General features: G+C 35.7%; 16 protein-coding genes. 6 read left to right on the forward strand and 10 right to left on the reverse strand.

What is annotated here, in order from left to right:
- Positions 1-94 precede the first annotated feature (94 nt).
- Entirely contained in the window at positions 95-1,402 is a 1,308-nt protein-coding gene (gene sufD / locus ACPF63_RS20830; RefSeq protein ID WP_426483237.1) for a Fe-S cluster assembly protein SufD, read from the forward strand.
- Positions 1,403-1,478: 76 nt separating this feature from the next.
- On the opposite strand, the gene ACPF63_RS20835 is transcribed toward sufD, so the two are convergent.
- Positions 1,479-2,402 (reverse strand): DUF3078 domain-containing protein, encoded by a 924-nt coding sequence (locus tag ACPF63_RS20835; RefSeq protein ID WP_426481158.1) that lies wholly within the window; start codon positions 2,400-2,402, stop codon positions 1,479-1,481.
- 228 nt (positions 2,403-2,630) lie between these two features.
- A complete protein-coding gene (locus ACPF63_RS20840; protein ID WP_077413355.1) occupies positions 2,631-3,557 on the reverse strand; it encodes a DUF3078 domain-containing protein in 927 nt (308 codons plus the stop codon).
- 247 nt (positions 3,558-3,804) lie between these two features.
- Here ACPF63_RS20840 and ACPF63_RS20845 point away from each other — a divergent pair, with 247 nt between their 5' ends.
- The 4 genes from ACPF63_RS20845 to ACPF63_RS20860 all read left to right on the forward strand — a co-directional run bounded on the left by ACPF63_RS20845 (position 3,805) and on the right by ACPF63_RS20860 (position 7,765).
- Positions 3,805-4,572 carry a rhomboid family intramembrane serine protease gene (locus tag ACPF63_RS20845; protein WP_426481159.1) on the forward strand — a complete coding sequence of 256 codons (768 nt, stop codon included), beginning with the start codon at positions 3,805-3,807 and terminating at the stop codon, positions 4,570-4,572.
- Positions 4,573-4,606: 34 nt separating this feature from the next.
- Complete coding sequence (dprA, locus tag ACPF63_RS20850) at positions 4,607-5,716, forward strand: DNA-processing protein DprA (RefSeq protein ID WP_426481160.1); 1,110 nt, start codon at positions 4,607-4,609, stop codon at positions 5,714-5,716.
- Between the two features lie 190 nt (positions 5,717-5,906).
- Complete coding sequence (gene gdhA / locus ACPF63_RS20855; protein WP_047376148.1) at positions 5,907-7,265, forward strand: NADP-specific glutamate dehydrogenase; 1,359 nt, start codon at positions 5,907-5,909, stop codon at positions 7,263-7,265.
- Positions 7,266-7,396: 131 nt separating this feature from the next.
- Positions 7,397-7,765 carry an iron chaperone gene (locus ACPF63_RS20860; RefSeq protein WP_180564928.1) on the forward strand — a complete coding sequence of 123 codons (369 nt, stop codon included), beginning with the start codon at positions 7,397-7,399 and terminating at the stop codon, positions 7,763-7,765.
- A gap of 44 nt (positions 7,766-7,809) precedes the next feature.
- Here ACPF63_RS20860 and ACPF63_RS20865 read toward each other — a convergent pair whose 3' ends face one another.
- The 4 genes from ACPF63_RS20865 to ACPF63_RS20880 all read right to left on the reverse strand — a co-directional run bounded on the left by ACPF63_RS20865 (position 7,810) and on the right by ACPF63_RS20880 (position 11,049).
- A complete protein-coding gene (locus ACPF63_RS20865) occupies positions 7,810-8,112 on the reverse strand; it encodes a hypothetical protein (protein WP_077413351.1) in 303 nt (100 codons plus the stop codon).
- Positions 8,113-8,342: 230 nt separating this feature from the next.
- Positions 8,343-8,831, reverse strand: a complete 489-nt coding sequence (locus ACPF63_RS20870; protein ID WP_426481161.1) for a YkgJ family cysteine cluster protein — start codon at positions 8,829-8,831, stop codon at positions 8,343-8,345.
- On the reverse strand, positions 8,832-9,803 hold the full coding sequence (locus ACPF63_RS20875; RefSeq protein WP_426481162.1) for an ion channel: 972 nt from the start codon (positions 9,801-9,803) through the stop codon (positions 8,832-8,834).
- 256 nt (positions 9,804-10,059) lie between these two features.
- Positions 10,060-11,049: a hypothetical protein gene (locus tag ACPF63_RS20880; protein WP_426481163.1), complete on the reverse strand. Its 990-nt coding sequence runs from the start codon at positions 11,047-11,049 to the stop codon at positions 10,060-10,062.
- 200 nt (positions 11,050-11,249) lie between these two features.
- On the opposite strand from ACPF63_RS20880, the gene ACPF63_RS20885 reads away from it, so the two are divergent.
- Positions 11,250-11,630, forward strand: a complete 381-nt coding sequence (locus ACPF63_RS20885; protein WP_180564925.1) for a group III truncated hemoglobin — start codon at positions 11,250-11,252, stop codon at positions 11,628-11,630.
- A gap of 75 nt (positions 11,631-11,705) precedes the next feature.
- On the opposite strand, the gene ACPF63_RS20890 is transcribed toward ACPF63_RS20885, so the two are convergent.
- From ACPF63_RS20890 to ACPF63_RS20905, 4 genes are all read right to left on the reverse strand, one after another.
- Positions 11,706-12,776: a calcium:proton antiporter gene (locus ACPF63_RS20890; RefSeq protein ID WP_426481164.1), complete on the reverse strand. Its 1,071-nt coding sequence runs from the start codon at positions 12,774-12,776 to the stop codon at positions 11,706-11,708.
- Between the two features lie 65 nt (positions 12,777-12,841).
- Positions 12,842-13,180 (reverse strand): DUF6122 family protein, encoded by a 339-nt coding sequence (locus ACPF63_RS20895; RefSeq protein ID WP_426481165.1) that lies wholly within the window; start codon positions 13,178-13,180, stop codon positions 12,842-12,844.
- Positions 13,181-13,208: 28 nt separating this feature from the next.
- Positions 13,209-14,447, reverse strand: coding sequence for a hypothetical protein (locus tag ACPF63_RS20900; protein WP_426481166.1), 1,239 nt, complete (start codon positions 14,445-14,447; stop codon positions 13,209-13,211).
- Positions 14,448-16,460 carry a hypothetical protein gene (locus ACPF63_RS20905; protein WP_426481167.1) on the reverse strand — a complete coding sequence of 671 codons (2,013 nt, stop codon included), beginning with the start codon at positions 16,458-16,460 and terminating at the stop codon, positions 14,448-14,450. It abuts the gene before it with no gap.
- Positions 16,461-16,469 lie beyond the last annotated feature (9 nt).

Consider the following 16,469-nt stretch of genomic DNA (forward strand, 5'->3'; position numbering starts at 1 on the left):
CTACTATTAAAAATTGGGTTCCCTATTCCTCGGAATAACAATATTTTAGTTAATAAAAAAAGAAAAAATGGTGCAAACCACAGATATACCAGTAATGGCATTAAAAGAACAAATTATAGAGAACCATAATGAATTTTTGGAGAGTCTTCGTCACAGATTTCTGGATGACAGTAGAAAAGCAGCTCTTCAAAGGTTTCAAAATGTTGGTTTTCCGACAAAAAAAGACGAAGAATATAAATATACCAATCTAAAGGAAATCACGGAAAAAAGCTACAACTTCTTCCCGAAGGAGAGCCACAATATCACCAAAGAGCAGTTTGATGAACTGCACCTTGGAGAAGAAAACTTTGATTGGATTGTTTTTGTAAACGGTAAACTTCATAAAGAACTTTCAAAAGTTTCTATTGAAAATGTAGAATTCCTTTCATTCAACTATGCATTAAATGATGAGAAGCATAAAGAGGTTTTTGAAAAATACTTCAACACTATTGCTTCTAAAGATCAAGCTTTTACAAACTTAAATCTTGCTTACTGCAAATACGGTTTCTTTTTGAAAGTTCCTAAAAATGTAGTGATTGAAAAACCAATCCACGTTTTTTATATTTCTCAGAATCAGGAAGAGAATACGTTCTACAATACAAGAAACCTTTTGATCGTAGAAGAAGGAGCCAAAGTAGAAGTAATTGAAAGCCATCATAATTTTGACAGCGCCTATGTATTGACAAACTCTGTAACGGAAATCTTTACATATCCCAATGCAAAAGCTGACTGGCACAAGCTTCAGAATGACAACAACACAACCTATCTTATTGACAGTACGTTCGCAAGACAGGAAAAAGACAGCTTAACCACTGTAAACACGTTCTCTTTCGGAGGTAAACTGGTAAGAAACAACCTTGATTTTATTCATAATGGATCAAACATCAATTCATTCATGAACGGAATCACAATCATCGGGAAAGATCAGTTGGTAGACCACCACACGGCAGTTCACCATAACTTCCCGAACTGTGAAAGCTATCAGAACTATAAAGGAATCTTCGATGGCAATGCCCACGGAGTTTTCAACGGAAAAGTTTTTGTAGATAAAATTGCTCAGAAAACAAACGCTTATCAGCAAAACAATAACGTGTTGCTAAGTGAAGGAGCAAGCATTGATACAAAACCTCAGTTGGAGATCTTTGCAGATGATGTAAAATGTTCTCACGGATGTACAGTAGGTCAGCTGAATGAAGATGCCCTATTCTACCTGAGAGCAAGAGGAATCTCTAAAAAAGAAGCTCAGGCATTACTTTTATATGCTTTCGCAAATGATGCCATGCAAAATATTGATATAGAGCCTCTAAAAGAGAAAATTTCAAAGCTATTGGCAGAGAAACTAGGAGTAGATATAGAATTCTAAGACTTATATATATTGATACGAAAAAGCACTTCTTTTTGAAGTGCTTTTTTTATTTCTTACGGGTATCTTATCTTATTTATTTCTTTAGCCAGCCTTGGTTATCCTTATTATCTGAACGTTTCTTACCATTATCAAAATTGTAAGCCAAACCTACGCCCAATGTCTGCTTCAGCTGTGTTTTCCAGATCTGGTTATGGTCATACAGCAGATCCAGGGTAATATTGGATGAAATATATTTATTAATCTTCATATTTAAGACCGCTCCATAAGCCAGTACCAATCTATCCGGATGATCCAGATAATTTGAAAATACAGACGCTGTATTGGTCAGATTAATATTCTCCATGATTTTGATCTTATAAATGGCTGTACCGAGGAAACCGAACTGGAAAAGTGATGAATCACCATCATTTTTAAGGCCATACGTTCCGGCAGTCTGGAGATCCTTATCTAAAACAAAAGTCCATCTCGCGTTAGCAGGACGTAATGTTACGGTCAAATTATCATTAGGACGATAGGTAACCCCCGCGCCCACATTCAGATATCCCGGAGCCATGAAATTGGAAATCTTTTTAGCATCAGGGTTGTTTCCATCTTCATATCCCGGAGCAAACTGAGTCTGAAGGCCGGCTCCTCCTGAGAAATACCAGCTTTCAGCAAATTTTCTACCATAGTTTGTAGAAAGATTGATAACATCCTGAGTTTTTCGCACACCTGTACCCTGGGTATTATTCTGTCCGTAACCCAGAATAATGATATTTTCCCAAAGATCTTTCCCTTTCTCATAAGTTAGGTTATAATTAACACCAGCAAGCCATCCTACGTTGTTGGCTCCACCTCCTACCCAGTTTGAAAAGGCAGCCTGGTTAAGCATTAATGTATTTTGTCCCTGAATAAACCAGGCTTTAACGGTATCTGCTGCCGGAGCCTCTGTTTTAGTTTCCTGCGCCAAAGCTATCGCTCCAAAAGAAATGGAACTGATCAATAAAAGTTTTTTCATAATAATGATTTATTACAAATGTATAAATAATAATCTACGCCTAAATAAAATTCACTTTAAAATGAATTTAACATAGTTGATTTTTCGCCTGTAATACAATGAAAACAAATCATTTAAACAACACTATATTGCACCCCAAACTTAAGTCAACTTAAAATGACAGTATTTAAAAAACAAAAAAACACCTCATTTCTGAAGTGTTTTTATATTAGAATTGATATAGTTATATTATTTTTTAATCCACCATTGACTGTCCTTACGGTCAGAACGTTTCACACCATTATCAATGGTATAAGCGAAGCCGATTCCAAGGGTTTGTTTCAGCTGAGTTTTTTCGATTTGGTTGTGATCATACAGCAAATCAACCGTCACATTGGAGGAAATATATTTGTTTACTTTAAGGTTTAACAGCGCACCGTAAGCGAGAACCAATCTGTCCGGACGGTCAAGGTAATTCGAGAAGACCGAAGCAGTATTCGTTAAATAAATATCTTCCATTATTTTCAGCTTATAAATTGCCGTTCCCAGGAAACCGAACTGCAATAAAGAAGAATCACCATCACTTTTCAAACCATAACTTCCTGCGGTCTGAAGATCTTTATCCAATACAAAAGTCCACCTGGCATTGACAGGACGTAAAGTAACCGTAAGATCGTCATTAGGTCTGTAGGTGATACCCATACCGACATTCACGTAACCTGGTGCCATAAAATTCGATATTTTCTTTGCTTCAGGGTTATTCCCATCTTCATACCCTGCGGCAAACTGGGACTGCAGCCCTACTCCACCAGAGAAATACCAGCTTTTTGAAAACTTCCTCCCGTAATTTGTAGAAACATTAATAACATCCTGAGTCTTTCTTATTCCAAGCCCCTTCGTATCATTTTGTCCATAGCCTAGGATAACAATATTCTCCCAAAGATCTTTGTCTTTTTCATAAGTTATGTTATAATTGATACCAGCAAGCCATCCCACGTTATTGGCTCCACCTCCTACCCAGTTTGAAAAGGCTGCCTGATTGATCATTAAAGTGTTTTTTCCTAAAACTGACCAGTATTTTACTGTGTCTACCACAACAGAATCTTTCTTCAATTCTTCTTGTGCACTTGCATAAATCCCCATAAAAAAGGAAAGAATCAATAAAAACTTCTTCATTACTCAAATAATTTTCAATGCAAAAGTATTAATATAATTTTTTTTAAAGGTAAATTCAGCTTTAAAGAATCCTAATTCATAAAGTTTAATACCTAACAATAACATATCTCTATAAAATCAATGCCAAAATAATAAGTTTAAAAAATAAATTTGACACCTTTTGTCTTAAAATCAGGGAAGTAGAAATTGATTCATCGACAAATTTTCCGAAATTTATGATTGGCTTTTGATTTGACGTAAAATCCTCATGTTTAAAAATGCAATTTCCAAAAGAGCGATTATCTACCCATTGCTGATGCTTTCTGCGATGTGGTTTGGGTATTTTTTACAAATGCAGGGCTTTTTTCAAAGCTGTTTTGGAGCGATTATACCGCTTTTGCCTGAAGGGCTGCTGGGTATAGTTACTTCTCCTCTTTTGCATGGAAACATCGATCATATTATAGGAAATTCTATTCCGATAGCGGCACTTATGTTTTTGCTCTATCAGTTTTACCCAATCGTAGCAAATAAAGTTTTTATTATCGGCTGGCTGGCAACAGGGCTTTTAGTATGGCTTCTTCCTCCTATTGACATTTTCTCTGGCGAATATATGTACACTTGTACCATCGGAGCCAGTGGTGTAGTCTATGTTCTTGCCTTCTTCCTTTTTTTCAGCGGGGTATTTAAATGGAATACAAAACTTCTTACCATTTCAATGCTTGTTGTACTTTATTATGGAAGTTTAATCTGGGGAATGCTGCCTGAAGAGCTGTTTTATAACATGCAGGAACCGAGTAAAATTTCATGGCAGGCCCATCTTTCCGGAGCAGTAGTCGGAAGTATTATTGCGTTTGCTTTTAAAAATGTTGGGGAAAAGAAGAAAAAGTTCATTTGGGAATTTCCGAATTATTATAGCGAAAAGGATGATAAATTGTGGCAGGAATACAAGGAAAACCATCCGGAAGATTTTATGGAGCTTCCATATAAAAAAAGAGATGATATCTGGGATCATTTGGATGAATTAAGGAAAAGATAAAAACTTAATTTCACTACATTTGAAAAAAACACACATGATTTCCGAAGAATACTTTTATGCAATCGCCCTTCGCGAATGCAGCCAGATAGGTGATATTCATTTTCATAAACTTGTCCATACTTTTGGAAGTGCTCAGGAAGCATGGAAAAGAGCAAAGAAAGAATATAAAAAGCTGGAAGGCATAGGACAAAAAACAGTTTCAGATATTGGGAATAACAACCATTTGGAATTCGCAGAAGAAGAAATAAATTTTTGCGAAAAGAATAATATTCAGATCAGGCTGAAGTATCTTCGTGAAACTCCTTTACTGCTTAATGAATGTAATGATGCACCGGCTATTCTTTATCAGAAAGGAAAGATTGATGATACACTGTCAAAAGTAAGTATTGTAGGAACCCGGAATATGACTGGCTATGGTCAAAAATTTATTGAAGACTTTTTTGAAGCAACCCAATCTTCAAGATATACATCAGTAAGCGGGCTCGCTCTTGGAGTTGACAAAGAGGTTCATGAACAGTCTATTCTTCATCGAAAACCCACTGTAGCAGTTCTTGCACATGGTTTCCAATATTTATATCCATCAAAAAACAGAAAACTTTCAGAGAAAATTTTGGAGGAAGGAGGTACATTAATCACAGAGTTCAGCTCTTCCCAAAAACCAGACCGTGAAAACTTCATCCAGAGGAATAGAATTGTAGCAGGAATGTCTCCCGCAACCATTGTGGTGGAAACTGGTTTTGGAGGAGGATCTGTAAGCACTGCTGCTTTTGCCAATGATTATAACCGTGATGTCTTTGCCCTTCCCGGAAAAATTACAGACCTCTGCAGTCAGGGATGTAATCAGCTGATTTTCCATAATAAAGCGACAGCCATTTCTACTATAAAAGATCTTATAAGCATGCTCGGGTTTAATGGTCCCAAAGAAAAAATCGAAGAGTTATTTCCTTATAGTGAGACCACAATACAATTGTCTGACAATCAATATTTAATATATCAATCTATTAAAGACCAACCACAGATTTCTCTGGATGATCTGTCACAGAAAATTAATATTCCTCCCTACAAAATTTTACCAATAATTTTGGAATTGGAACTTTTAGGGAAAGTAAAATCATTTTCCGGGAGGCAATTCATCGCAATTTAAGATTTAATGATTTCTTAATATTGCATTATTTCACACATAACATTTCATTTTTAATAAAATTTGAACACAAATTATCAATTTAATAATATTACGAAACATTATTATTTAATTTTTAACAATGTTGAAATACAGTGTTGTGAATCTTGAAAAAAAAATTAAATTTGTTGACAATAATATTCAACCTTAATATATGGAACAATATAATATTGACCAGAAAATCCAAGAGTTTATTGCAAAAATTGAAGCAAAAAATCCTAACGAACCGGAATTCTTACAGGCTGTAAAAGAAGTTGCCGTAACTGTAATTCCATTCATTGCTACTAAAAAAGAATATACCGGAATGAAGCTGCTTGAAAGAATGGCTGAAGCTGAAAGAATTATTATTTTCAGAGTTCCATGGGTTGATGACAAAGGAGAAATTCAGGTTAACAGAGGTTTCAGAATTCAAATGAACTCTGCTATTGGACCATACAAAGGAGGAATTCGTTTCCACCCTACTGTAAACTTATCAGTTCTTAAGTTCTTAGCTTTCGAACAAGTATTCAAAAACTCTTTAACAACTCTTCCAATGGGAGGTGGTAAAGGAGGTTCAGATTTCGATCCACAAGGAAAATCTGATATGGAAGTGATGCGTTTCTGCCAGGCTTTCATGACAGAATTGTGCAAACACATCGGTCCTGAAACAGACGTACCTGCAGGAGATATCGGTGTTGGAGCAAGAGAAATCGGATATTTATTCGGACAGTACAAGAAAATCAGAAACGAGTTTACAGGAGTTCTTACAGGAAAAGGTCTTGCTTACGGAGGTTCATTGATTCGTCCTGAAGCTACAGGATACGGTGTAGTATACTTCGCTGAGCAGATGCTTAAGACTATCGGACAGGATTTCCAGGGTAAAACAGTAACAGTATCAGGTTTCGGAAACGTAGCTTGGGGAGTGATCAAAAAAGCAACTGAACTAGGCGCTAAAGTAGTAACAATCTCTGGACCAGATGGGTACATCTATGATAAAGACGGTATCAGTGGAGAAAAGATTGATTATTTATTAGAGCTTAGATCTTCAGGGAACAACAGAGCTGAAGATTATGCTAAAAAATATCCTTCTGCTGAATTCCATGCTGGAAAACGTCCTTGGGATGTGAAGTGTGATGTTGCTTTCCCTTCTGCAACTCAAAACGAATTAGATTTAGATGATGCAAGAAAATTAGTTGAAAACGGATGTGTTTGTGTAACTGAAGCAGCTAACATGCCTTCTACACTAGACGCCATCAACTATTTCTTAGATAATAAAGTATTATTCTCTCCTGGTAAAGCTTCCAATGCTGGAGGTGTTGCTACATCAGGATTAGAAATGACTCAGAACTCTATCCGTCTTAACTGGACTTCTGAAGAAGTTGATGCAAGATTAAAGGAAATTATGATTGGTATCCATAAAGCTTGTAGAGACTACGGGAAAGATGAAGACGGTTATGTAAACTACGTGAAAGGTGCAAATATTGCCGGCTTCGTAAAGGTAGCAGAAGCAATGTTGGCTCAAGGAGTTGTGTAACAGAAAAACAAAGGTTGGGAAAAATTCCCGACCTTTTTTGATATAGCCTGTTCCCGGGATAATGGGAAAAAAGTAAAAAGTGAAAGGAGAAAGCGCTGCTATATGCAGTGCTTTTTTTTTATTTTTATATCATGAAAAACGCTTTTAAAAATATTGATGAATACATTCTTCTGTTCCCCATAGAAGTACAGGAAAAACTGCTTGAACTACAACAAGCCATCCATTCACTGGTTCCTGGTCTGGAAGAGTATATTGGATATCAGATGCCTGCTTTCAGGTACAAAGGAAAACCTTTGATTTATTTTGCGGGATATAAAAAGCATATCGGATTCTATCCAGGCGCTGAAGGTATCCATAATTTTGAAACAGATTTTAAAGAGAGAAAATATAAATTCTCTAAAGGTGCTGTGCAATTTCCAATTCATGAAGATCTTCCGCTGGATCTGATTACTAAGATTCTTCTATTCAGGGTAGAGGAAATTGATCAAAAAAAATCCTGAAATACAAGATTTCAGGATTCCGACTAGTGTTTGCTAAAGTACTTTTACTTTTTCTTCTTTTTGTCTTTCTTTTCTTCCTTAGGTGCATCTGCAGGTTTCGTTGCATCTGTAGGTGTTGTACTTACAGTTGGGTCAGTTGCAGGAGCAGTTTCCATTGTAGTTGCAGGTGTCTTTTCCTGTTGAGTCTTTGGATCCGAAGGACTTGTAGTCTGTGTATTCGGTTGTTGGGTTTGAGTTGTCGTTGGATTATTAGTAGAAGTATCCGCCGGCTTTTGTGGTGTTGATTGTGCTGATACTGCGATTACTCCGACTAATGTAAACGCTGCCGTTAAAAATAACTTTTTCATAATGTAATATTTAAATGATTGTTTAACTTAAACGAAGCATCATTTATAAAATTATATGTAATAAGCTTATTTAACGTACTTTATAATTATTTAAGAGGAATTTGCAAAAATTATTATAATAATTTGGCTGGAGGATCGAAGCTTGAAGCTTGAAGTTTATCGCAGTTGAAACATCAATTCTTTGGTGTAACAGCTTCCCTCTCCCATCATCCTGCTTCCATCCTTGAAATCTACTTCGCTATATTCTTCATCATTTTTTCCACGAATTCAAACGCGGCCGGGCAGATAACCGTATTTTTCAGCATCAGATTATTAATCTGGTAGATCTTCTTACGGTCTGTATGCGGATATTCGCGGCATGCTTTAGGTCTTACTTCGTAAATAGAACAGGTATTATCATTGTTCAGGAAATGGCAGGGAAGATTCTGCAATACCTTATCATTATCTTCATCCACTCTTAAGAACTTAGATTCAAAATCAGCAGACTTCATACGAAGATGTTTGGAAATACGCTCTATATCCTTTTCCGTGTACAAAGGGCCGGTTGTTTTGCAGCAATTGGCACATTGTAAACAATCTATTTCATCAAAAACTTCATCATGGGTCTCCTGTACAATATAATCGAGGTTTTTGGGCGGTTTTTTCTTTAATCCGTCCAGAAATTTCTTGTGTTCTTTCTGCTTTTGTATCGCTTGTTTTTTATAAAAATCTAAATTCATTTATTCATTATTTCTTACAAAATCCGGAAGATCCTCTTTCTTATACTCATTTATTTTATCAAGATCAAGAACCGTCGTAAGGCTTTCTTTGCTTGGATAATACATCGGAACAAATTTAGCCCCGTAAACAATTTCCCCGGTAGTATATGAAGATCTCTGCACTACGGTGTTTGAAAACACTTCATCAAATGCACGTACCTGTACAATAAGTTCAATATCCGTATTTTTAAAATCATCTTCAGAAAAGCCGTAAAACGGAGAGTTTTCATCAATTTTATGTACCACAGTCCAGTTTAAGGCTAGCGTATTGATCTTACTCATCTGAGTATTGAGTCTGTAAAAATTACTTTTAGCAACTCCATTTTCTATGACTTCAATAGCTGCAGAAAGAATCACATCTGCATCTGTCAGCGCATTGTTTTTATAAGGAGCCAGCCTGAACATCAGGGCCGAAGATTCCTGAAAAGGAGCAATCACAGCTATATCAGAAAACCTGAGATATGCTCTTGGTCTTGAAAATCTTCCGTAAAAAAGCCCTGTTGCAATAGCAAAGGTAAGCAATCCCAAAAAAGCCTCAAAAGTAGCCACAAGGCTGGCCAAAAATCCCACCGGAGCAATTCTTCCATATCCAACTGTTGTGAAGGTCTGGGAACTGAAGAAAAAAACGTCGATAAATTCATTCAGCGGATCACTTTTATCAATTCCTGTAAGATGTTCCACACCAATCAGGTAATAGATCATAGCAAAAAGAAGATTGATCAGAATATAAGCAACAACCAAATAGGAAATAAAGCGGAATGATGAAAGATTCAGCATGGTATGATACCAGCTTAACCTGTTAAAAACATTCACGCCTCTTCTCTGAACATTCGGGAGGCCGTCTTTATTGATAAATCTTCCGGATGCATTGGTTCCAAAACCACTGTTCTCCGCATTTTTCTGACGGATCTTTTTTCTGAATCCTCCTGTCATTTTTTAATCATTTTGATTGTGTTATATAATGATTTCTCTCTGCAAATAAGCCGGTTGATCAGCTCTTCCCTTTTGTTTTTATAATATTAAAAAAACAAAGTTATGTTTTTTAGCCATCATTTCTTTAACATTCATCATTCAGATAACAGATTATTTTTCCACAGGATTTTATGATGTTTGTATTCAAAACAACACACACAAAAACAGCAGAAAGTTTTGAATTTCTGCTGTTTATATTATATTGATCAAAGTGGCTTTATATAGTTTGTGCAGGTGATTCCAGGACCGTAACGCTTACATTGCTGACCGATTTCACAGTCCCTGACTCTCCATGTATATTAGAAAGAAAATTAGGGAAGTTTTCAATAGGAAAAGCCCAATAATAATGGCCATTGACTGGAGAAGGAAAGTTAGCCTGCAATCTTCCATTCAATTTCATGGGAACAAAGTATTCTACAGAAGATCCTTTTAGCTTCGTGAGGATAGAAATGGTCTTTTTAGAGTGTGCCGGGACAATAGCCTTGTAAGTACTGGTTTCTGTAATTTCTTCAGAATTTTCTGTGCCTTCCGTTGTATCTCCTCCTACAACAACTTTAGTGCTTGCTGAAGCTTTTGCAACCAACGGAATATCAACAGATACAGATGCAGCTACTTCAAATGATCCTGAAACAGTACGTTTCCAGGAGGTAGAATATCCCTTTTTGTAAGAATAGGATACCGTAATTTCGCTTTCACGATCTCCATTATTAATAGCTTCCGTAGTATAAGCATTATCCGGCAAATCTATTCCGTCGGTTTTTATCGTTACCTCAGGAGTTCCTAAAACAATGGAAACATTAGGATTAGGAGCTGTATTCCGGGTATCTCCATCTACAGAAAGATCAGGATTAAAGATAATTCCATCCGGGATCTGGCCAGCGTAAGCAAAAACATTTTTCAACTTTGTTCTTTCTCCGGAAAAACCGATATCATATCCCATATCTTTCAAATGTTTAGGCTTGAAAGGGATTTCACGCTCTTCATTAGCCGGACTGTTTACACTCAGACTGTTATTATCTGACAATTTAAACTCATCTACAATTTTCCAGCCTTTCTGCAGCATCTCAGCCTCTGTCAACTGTACTTTCTTTACATCAGCAGAATTCACCTTTTCTGAATCATTATTAATAGTATTCACTTCATCTCTTGAACATGACACCGAAAGCATCAATAAGAGAAACCTAAAAGAATTAATTTTTTTAATCATTTTAATAATTTTTTTAGCGTTTAATACTTAAATTTACAAAAAACAAACTCTTTTAATCTGTTTTTTTGCGAATTAATCAAATTTTAATTTTCCCAATTTCCCATCTGATTATCCTGTATTTTACTCTAAAATGCTGTTTATATGAAATTTATCAATTTAGAGACTGTAATTTTTTATATGATTTACACTAACTTTGGGCTATGAAAAAGCTTGAATCACGAGAAGATATTGAAGACCTAGTCAATAAATTTTACAGCAAAGTCGTTAAAGATGAAACCATAAGCTTTTTCTTTAATGATATCGCTAAAGTAGATTGGGACAAACATCTTCCCAAGATGTATTCTTTTTGGGAGTCTATCCTTTTTGGACAAATGACGTATAAAGGAAATCCAATGGGTGTACATTTCCCTATCAATGAAATACAGGCAATGGAGCAGAAGCATTTTGACAGATGGCTTTTGCTTTGGCGTACGACTATTGAAGAAAATTTTGTTGGAGAAAACGCAGATATGGCAATCTACAAATCCGAAAACATAGCCAAACTCATGGCTTTTAAAATGGAGCTGGCGAGAAGGCTATAATGTGGTACAGGGGATCGGAAAGCGTGACATGAAGCACGAAACCCAAGATTTATTTCAAATAATAAACTTGTTTTTTTAAGGAACAATTACTGTAAAGATATAGGCTGCGAGATTCACCAGTAGAACAGTTCCGTACAGAACATTTGTTTTTCCACGGCTTAATGAAAGCATTACGATAAATACGGATAAAGAAAGCAGGATAATATCCTTTTTGTCTAACCCTAATACCAGTGGAATATCATACATGATACATACTGCAGAAACAGCAGGAATAGTCAGGCCGATACTTGCCAATGCAGAACCCAGCGCAAGATTCAGGCTGGATTGTATTTGATTGGCTCTTGCTGCTCTAATTGCGGCAACTCCTTCAGGAAGAAGTACAACGGCTGCAATAATGACTCCAACAAGGGATTTTGGTGCTCCAAGACTTTGTACCATCCCTTCTATTGTATCAGATAATCCTTTTGCCATAAGCACTACAATAACAAGGCAAACCACCAAAAAACCAAAACTGATAAGCGTTTTTGTCAGTGACGGAATATAATGTTCTTCCGGATGCTCATCAGGAACAATGAAATAGCTTCTGTGGCGCACAGTCTGCACCATCAGGAATACTCCATAGATGACAAGACATGCAATAGATATAAAAATAAGCTGTGCTTCGTTATAGAAAGGTCCGTTGACACTTGAAGTAAAATTGGGAAGGACGAGGGTAAGTATCAGGATTGAAACAATACTTACCAGATAGGTAGTTGCTGAGGTTCTTGCAAAGAACTGCTCATGATATTTAACGCCGCCTACAAGAATACATATTCCCAGAATTCCGTTAAGAATAAGCATTACAGCGGCAAAAACCGTATCTCTGGCCAGCGTGATCGCCTGATCTCCGCCGGCCACCATCAGCGAGATGATCAGCGCGACTTCAATAATGGTGATACAAAGAGCCAGAATAATGGTTCCGAAAGGCTCCCCTACTTTATGAGCTACTACTTCAGCATGGTGTACTGCTGACAATACACTTCCGATCAGTAAAACACCCGCAAGAATATCATAAAGAACACCCGATCCCATCAGTCCGAAAAAGTAGTACCCTACCGCAAGGAGAGGAAAAATATAGGTATAATGTAAGAATTCTTTAGGTTTCATAAGTGACTACAAAATACAAAAAATCTATGAAATTTTCAATATCAAAAGAAAATATTAATAATATTTTAATGAGGCCAGAAGTTAAAGTCCTGATAATCTGTGAACATATGAAACAACAGCCCAATTCCTATAGTTCTGATATTTCCTTTAAAAAACAGCAGCAAAAAATACACCGCAATGGCATAATATGAATGTAAGAAGTGAAAACCTATACTTTCCCGCGATGGATCAAAAATCGGATTGGCAAAAAGATGGTCCAGATCTACCAGCATGGTAGCCAAGAGAATAAAATAAGCCTTTTTCCAGTTTTTACGATAAAAAATCAAAGCAATAAAGATCGGAAAAACAAGATGCAAAAAATAATGAGTAAAGGTTTTAAGTAACGCGATGTCTGATGGAGCCATTAATAGATAATTTTATTCGGTTTTATGCTTACCACCGTAAAATTAAGGGTAATTCTCCGTTTTTTGCTTTTATTTTCACCCAATAATCCTTTGACCTATTCCCATACAACACATAATCTATATCTGAAATGATTCTTTTTTCAGTATTACCAAGCGTTTTCAAAGAAGAATACAATAAAGCATTGTTTCTGATGAAAATATAATTTTCTTGTAAACGTGGTGATAATGTTATTGGTTTTCGGGTTGATTGTATGGCAACATCATCATTATTTTGACTGATTTTATTGGGTTGGAAAGGAATTGCGGTAAATTGATTTTCACTGTTGACCCACTTTTTAGATTGGAAATACTTCCATGTTTTTTGGGGATCATCACTTTTAATATCAAGCTTATAATTCGGTTGGGTAATTTTTTGAAAGGTCTTTTTTTCAACTTCATTGAAATTGTCATCATATTCATAACTGATAATTGTATCATTGACCTGTTCAAGATCCGCTGTTGCTTTAAAGTAAATAGCCTGTGAGGAATCAGCTATACTTTTATTGAAGAAACGGCTAAAATTTCTGATGTTTTCTTTGTCTAATTCTAACTCCAGAAAGTGATTCCTGTTCTGAAGTTTGGAGGCAACAGCATTAAGAATTTCAGGATTGGAATTGTTTTTTATTTCAATTTCATCATCATGTAATTCAATAGAAAAGTTTTGAATTTTCTTTCCTGAGATGAAAGAAATGCTCCCGGCCGTATTATGGATAAACTGATCTGCATCCAAAACAGGATTTGAAGAAGTCTTAAGAATATTTTTCTGAATCTTTTCAAAAGCCAGATCCGAAGTCCCTGCAACACAATGGCTTCCATTGATCATAATAAATAGCTGATCCTTCTGAAAACGATTATTCCCTTTATCTACAAAGTTTTGTTTCTTTAAAAAGGTGATGAATTTTTGAGAATCTTTCAGTTCTAAAATACTGTACCATTCTGAGAACTTTGTGTCTTTAAGATGGAAGATCTGTAGAAAATCCGGAATTCTGATTCCTGAGTCTTTCAAAGAACCTGAACTCTTGCCCTTGGCTTTGCTTCCGGACCAATGGGAGGGATGCGTTGCCAGGCTGAAGAGGTATTGTCCCGTTACTTTCTTTATATCAATTAAAACTACGGCATCTGCATTTTCAGGAATATATCTGAGGTTCTTATTTTTATAAAAAAACACAAAATATACTGCAATAGCCAGCAATAAAACTAACGGGACAATAATCTTCTTTTTATTCATCTATAAAATTTGTGGTTTCTCTTCTGTTTCTCTTGTTTTAAAAACCTGATCGAATACATCAAAGAAATACATTAAGCTGTTTTCTGAAGAATCTTTAATATTATAATTCATTTCTGTCTGGATACTCTCTCCTTTCACTTCTGTCTTATAATACATTTCACCTACATTTTTTCTGATCGCGTCCAGCGCTTTTCTCTCTTTAGGACTTTTGAACTCTTTGTCTAAACCTGTCAAAAGTTTTTGGATATCCAATCTTCCTGATAATGGATATTTAGCCGAATCTTTCGCCCATTTTCTGGAAATATCAGACTGATTTACAGGTAAAATATTGTCCGCCGAGCTCATTAGATAAACAACACCATCTTTTACCGTGAAGAACAACTGATCTATATATCCTCCGTTCTTTTCTTCTTTAAAGGTGTAAAGATTTCCTTTTTTTGAGAATCTCTTAGCCAATTTTTTATTGGTAGTCATTACATCAAAAATACGGTTCCAATAGCCTTCATTCTCCGTTGCAAAGGCAAAAGTAAAGTTAGGAACAGCGATATCTTTAGTCTTCTTTACTTCTTTTTCGTTGAAATCAGCATCATATTCATAATCAGTGTACTCTACTTTTTTAGATTTCAGTTCATTCAAAACAAAGATTCCGTTTCCTGGTGCTATTTTGGTAATAGCCTCTTCATCCAGAACAATTTTCATCGTTTCCATGATCAGCTCCATTTCCTTTTTGTACTCGTTTTCTCCGGAATCCTGAAGCAGGCTGTACATCATATCAAAACATTTGGCTCCATTCACGTTCATAGCATAGTAACCAACACTTTTTTCATTGATCAGTTCCAGTAGTTTTTTATTTTTCTTTCCTTTATAAATAGCAGAAATATTCTTTTGAATGTCAGCATTTTTGTGCTGATAATTATTAACGAGTCTTACTTTATCTTTATCAAAATACAGATTGTAAGAATAGTTGGAATTATACATATTTTTAAAAAACTGCCCATAACTGTAGAACTTCGTCATCTTGCCATAAATTCCTTCATTCACGATTCTTCCATAGTCTGTATAAACAAAAACATCAGAATTGGCATCTCTGAATGCCAGCATTTCTTTAGGAACTTCAATTTCCAGATTTGAACTGAAGTATTGGTCAAAATGATCTTCAGCATTCTTTTTAACGACCTTAAAGTTTTCTCTGCGGATAGAATCCTGTTCTTTTTTGTAAGCGATATCCTCTTCTTCATCGTAAGCATAAGCATCAGCAGGCACTTCTCCTTCATTTTCAGTACTCTCCTTCTCTTCAGGATATTTATGGTGTTTCTGCAGGTATTTGATATCTTTCTGAATTCTTGCGATCTCGTTGTTGTTATCTTTAATGCTTTCCTTCAGATACTTAATATCGTCTTTAAGGGTTTTAATTTCTTCTTTATAATCAAAAGGTTTTTCCGGCTCATCAGTATAAGCAGTATCTCCCGTTTCTGCGTAAACGCTGTCAACGGCAACAGCAGTGCTGTCTGTAACAGCTTCTTCTGACCAAAGATCTTTATAAGGTTGGGTATAGCTTATCATCCTAAGAACTGCACGGTTTCCGTTCCAGGCAACAAAAACATCATCATTGATGTCTACGTAAGAATAGTTCTTTTTATTAGAAACCTCCTGTCCTTTTTTCTTGACAGAATTAATAAATTCCTGAAATTTCTCCTTATTATCAATAATAAAATGAGTATTGTATGCCCTAATAGAATCATTAAAGCTTGCATAATGGTATTGAACAGCATCATATTTGATCCCGGTCTTGGAATAATCTGTCCACGAAAGGTTTTCTTTGTTCTTTTTGCTTAATTCGTGCAGCAAAGGATTCAGTTTATTCCAGTTGATTTTGTTGTTAAGCTCTTTCCCGTTGACTTCCATATAAAATACAGCATCAGTAGGGATTTTCATACTATTTTGGGCAAAAACCAGTGTAAAACCAAAGAGTACAAAAATAATTTTTTGTGTTTTTAATAAGATAGATTTCATGACTATAGT

This window comes from Chryseobacterium sp. R2ACT005 (genome assembly GCF_049949215.1).
Taxonomy (GTDB): Bacteria; Bacteroidota; Bacteroidia; order Flavobacteriales; family Weeksellaceae; genus Chryseobacterium.